The 3,920-nt window shown below is 47.4% G+C and carries 3 protein-coding genes; 1 reads left to right on the top strand and 2 read right to left on the bottom strand.

The genetic code is table 11. From position 1 onward, the window contains the following. Positions 1-58 precede the first annotated feature (58 nt). Complete coding sequence (locus JGK22_RS32835) at positions 59-511, bottom strand: GNAT family N-acetyltransferase (protein WP_293209097.1); 453 nt, start codon at positions 509-511, stop codon at positions 59-61. A gap of 178 nt (positions 512-689) precedes the next feature. After that, complete coding sequence (gene nuoB / locus JGK22_RS32830; protein ID WP_293186872.1) at positions 690-1,391, bottom strand: NADH-quinone oxidoreductase subunit NuoB; 702 nt, start codon at positions 1,389-1,391, stop codon at positions 690-692. 367 nt (positions 1,392-1,758) lie between these two features. Between nuoB and cax the strand changes: the two genes are divergently transcribed. After that, complete coding sequence (gene cax, locus JGK22_RS32825) at positions 1,759-2,880, top strand: calcium/proton exchanger (protein ID WP_293209095.1); 1,122 nt, start codon at positions 1,759-1,761, stop codon at positions 2,878-2,880. Positions 2,881-3,920: the final 1,040 nt, after the last annotated feature.

The raw sequence follows: 3,920 nt of genomic DNA, 5'->3' as shown, positions 1-3,920 counted from the left end.
TTATCGAGAAGCTGGAGAAACAAATATGGCACAGGCACAACGGCTCGCTGGCTATGGTCTAGACGTTTTGAAGAAGCTGTTTAGAATGAAATAGCCCTGTCTCCACATCCTTAAATCCAGCACGCTCAGCAGCCAGTTCACAGGATTGGATAATCTGACTGCCAATTCCTTGACGCGCCCGTGCTGGATCGACAAAGAATGCCCGAATCTTGGCTGAGTCGCTGTCTGGGTTGAGCAGGCTGTCTTCTTGATTATTTTTGCCTGAATCACCTCCATAAAGCGTTTTTCGCTGGCTCCAACCACCGCAACCGACAATTTGGTTATTGTGTTCAGCAACAAAGTATGTTCGATCTTGAATCAGTTGGCTGTCAACCCCAAAGACTGTGCCGATTGCGCCTTCAATCTGCTCAGAAGTGTAGTAGTCTGCTTGCAAAGCTCTAGCAGAATCTGGAATTAAAGTTGTCAGCTTAGGAATATCTTCTAAGCTAGCTAATCGAATACAAAAATCCATTTCATATTATGGTATCTGGTCAATTAACCGTCATCTGTAACGGTTCGTAGTGAAGACTTTAGTCCGCAGAAATATCAGAGGACTAAAGTCCTCACTACAAACCTTGTTTATTGTGGTCTTGGTTGCGGAGATGATATTATTCGGTGAGACTCGTGGAAGATATGAATTTCAATCATACTTAAGCTTCGATCGCCCGAATCGATTCCAACTCCCGTACAACAGGCAATCCCGATGCGACAAGTTCAGGCGGCACCTGATGGGTTTCCAGGTATTTTCCGTCGTGAATTAGCTGCACAACGTTCATCCGGTGAGGGCGGGTGTAATAGCGGTGGGTTGGTTCCGTCTTTTGCCTTTCTTGCAAGCTGTCGTTGGCAATTTTCTTGCGGAGTTTGACGATCGCATCCATAATCGCTTCCGGCCGCGGCGGACATCCAGGTAAATAAACATCCACCGGAATTAGCTTGTCCACACCGCGCACAACAGTCGGAGAATCTGCACTAAACATTCCGCCCGTAATCGTGCAAGCGCCCATTGCAATCACGTATTTGGGTTCGGGCATTTGTTCGTAAAGCCGCACCAACACAGGAGCGTATTTCATCGTAATTGTGCCGGCGGTAATCATCAAATCTGCCTGTCGGGGAGACATCCGGGGAAATACACCTAATCGATCCAAATCGAAGCGGGAAGCGAGCATGGCGCTAAACTCAATGAAGCAGCAAGCAGTGCCAAACATCAGTGGATACAGGCTGGACATTTTTGCCCAGTTGTAAAGGTCATCGACGGTTGTGAAAATTACGTTTTCCGATAGCTGTTGCGTAACTTCGGGATAAGCAGCCGGATTGGCGATCGACAAATCTTCTGAAGCAATATCTCGTGTCATGTCAGGTGAATTCATGTTGACAAAACTCCTGGAACGATATAGCTGTTGGTTGTTCGTTGACACTCTAATTCTGGCATCGAATTTTAGCTCCCGCCACGAACTGTCAGATATCTTGATACTCGCGCACTCTCTCATCTTCGGAACAGGCAATTTATCTGTGTAGCAGCTTAGTTCTCGGCTGAGTCATTTTCAAATTATCGCGAAAGCTTTTCAATTTTATTAAGTATCTTCGCCAACTTCTGACCAAAAAACGTGAGTAAGTGCGATCGCCCCAACCCTTAAACCAGCATCCAATTCCTTTCCCCCTCCCCTTGGCTAAACTTGCTGGCAGGCTATGATTGACGGTTGGGAGCTTTTCAGAATTTAAATGCTAAACACAACCAACATAATTTCCAGCCTGCTGCTATTTATCCCAGTTTCGATCGCCGGACACTTTCTCGGCTGGGAATCCTCCACAATCTTCATCACCTCCGCCCTAGCCATCATCCCTTTAGCAGCCTGGATGGGTACGGCCACCGAAGAAATCGCCGTTGTCCTCGGCGCCAACTTGGGGGGTTTGCTGAATGCTACCTTCGGAAATGCCACGGAATTGATTATCGGCATCGTCGCCCTCAACGCCGGACTAATAGATGTTGTTAAGGCCAGCATCACCGGTTCAATTATCAGCAACTTACTGCTGGTGATGGGATTTGCAATGCTGCTAGGCGGCTTGCGCTACAAAGAACAAGAATTTCAGCCCACAGTCGCGCGGTTGAATGCTTCCGCGATGAACTTAGCTGTGATTGCCATTTTGGTGCCGACGGCTGTTAATGTCACTTCTATCGGCATCGCCCCGGAAACTATGCAAAATCTCTCTAGCGCTGTTGCGATAGTCCTGATTATTGTCTACGTGCTGACTCTGCTGTTTTCGATGAAAACCCACAGTTATCTTTACGATGTAGGGGTGGCAGAAGTCGAAGGTCTCGAAGAATTAGCCGAAAGTAACTTAGCACCAGACAGTCCCGACCACAAGGTGAATCTACCGTTGTGGATTTCGGTACTGTTGGTCTGTACCGTCATGGTGGCGATCGAGTCAGAACTCCTGGTTAGTAGTCTAGAAGAAGCGACGGCGCGTTTGGGGCTGACATCACTGTTTACCGGGGTGATTTTAGTGCCGATTATTGGCAATGCTGCCGAACACACGACGGCGGTGACGGTGGCGATGAAAAATAAAATGGATTTGTCGGTTTCTGTGGCTATGGGCTCGAGTTTGCAAATTGCTTTGTTTGTTGCCCCGCTGTTGGTTTTGGTGGGTTTTATCGTGGGCCAACCGATGGACTTGAACTTCAATCCGTTTGAACTTGTAGCAGTTACGGTGTCGGTGCTGATTGCGAATTCTATCAGTTCTGATGGCAAGTCTAACTGGCTTGAAGGTACTTTGCTGTTGGCTGCTTATGCGGTTTTGGCGCTGGCGTTTTTCTTCCATCCCGTAATCGAAGGACTCGTTTAAAAGGGTAAAGAAGTCAAGCGTGAAGTCGGAAGTTCGGCAACGAGAAATGTGCGGGATTTAACTCATGTAACGGATAGAATTCCCGATTACCCATCAGTTATGCCGTCATCGGGAAGAGGGAAGTCCTAGGGAAGAAAGCAGAAGGAAGTTCGGCCTTACTCGCAATAGCAGAAGGAAGTTCGGCCTTACTCGCAATGTGCGGGATTTAACGGATGTAACGGATAGAATTCCCGATTACCCATCAGTTATGCCGTCATCGGGAAGAGGGAAGAAAGCAGAAGGAAGGAAGATGGAAAAGGCATTAGGCAGATGTTTGTCCCCCACTCTCCCCATCTCCCCCTCTCCCCCTCTCCCCCTCTCCCCCTTTCTCCCTCTCTTTTATTTCTTCCTTCCAGAGTGCTCCGGAGCGATCGTACAATGGAAAGCGGAAAACGAGCTAGAGTTCACTCCGCTTGACATTAGCGACGGGAAGGATTTAAATCAAGAGTGCTCATCAGTCTTGTACTGGGTGTGATACGATCGTCGCAGGTTGAAAATTGAGTATAACTAGACAACGTAAAAACTTAACTGGATTGTTGAGTACGCAGTCACACCGATCGGTGTTGCCGTCTAGGAAAACTCGTATTTGAACGAAAACCTGACTAGATCGAGACGATCGAGTACGGTAGGGCATACCGGAATTTACGCTTCAGGAGAAGACACTTTTACTTGACCTGGAGTAATCCAGTCGCAAGCAAGTGACTTCGTTGAACCAAGAATCTCAGTCACCAAGAGTGCTGAGAGTGCCAAAGTAAAACTTGATAGAGGTTAACTTACAGGGCGAAATAGTTATCTAAACTTAGTTAAAGCTCGCTGGACAAGATAAGTCTAGAAAGGCTATGATATCTGCAATGCCGAAAACCAAGGCTCAATTATCCGGTTTGTAAACCGCAGTTATGTCTGTACTAGCCAGCCTGTTAAGGTCGAGAAGGAAGTCCACAACTCGTTAAATTGGCTGAAAATAGTGGGTGACTCATGGCTAATAGCGACCGCTAGAATTG

Source organism: Microcoleus sp. PH2017_08_TRC_O_A (genome assembly GCF_020738665.1).
In the GTDB taxonomy this organism is placed as follows: Bacteria; Cyanobacteriota; Cyanobacteriia; order Cyanobacteriales; family Microcoleaceae; genus Microcoleus.
This window is presented reverse-complemented; position numbering and strand designations above follow the sequence as displayed.

Coding starts and splice junctions, on each gene's coding strand:
- cax (WP_293209095.1), top strand. CDS start 1,759: ATGCTAAACACAACCAACATAATTTCCAGCCTGCTGCTATTTATCCCA.
- JGK22_RS32835 (WP_293209097.1), bottom strand. CDS start 511: ATGGATTTTTGTATTCGATTAGCTAGCTTAGAAGATATTCCTAAGCTG.
- nuoB (WP_293186872.1), bottom strand. CDS start 1,391: ATGACACGAGATATTGCTTCAGAAGATTTGTCGATCGCCAATCCGGCT.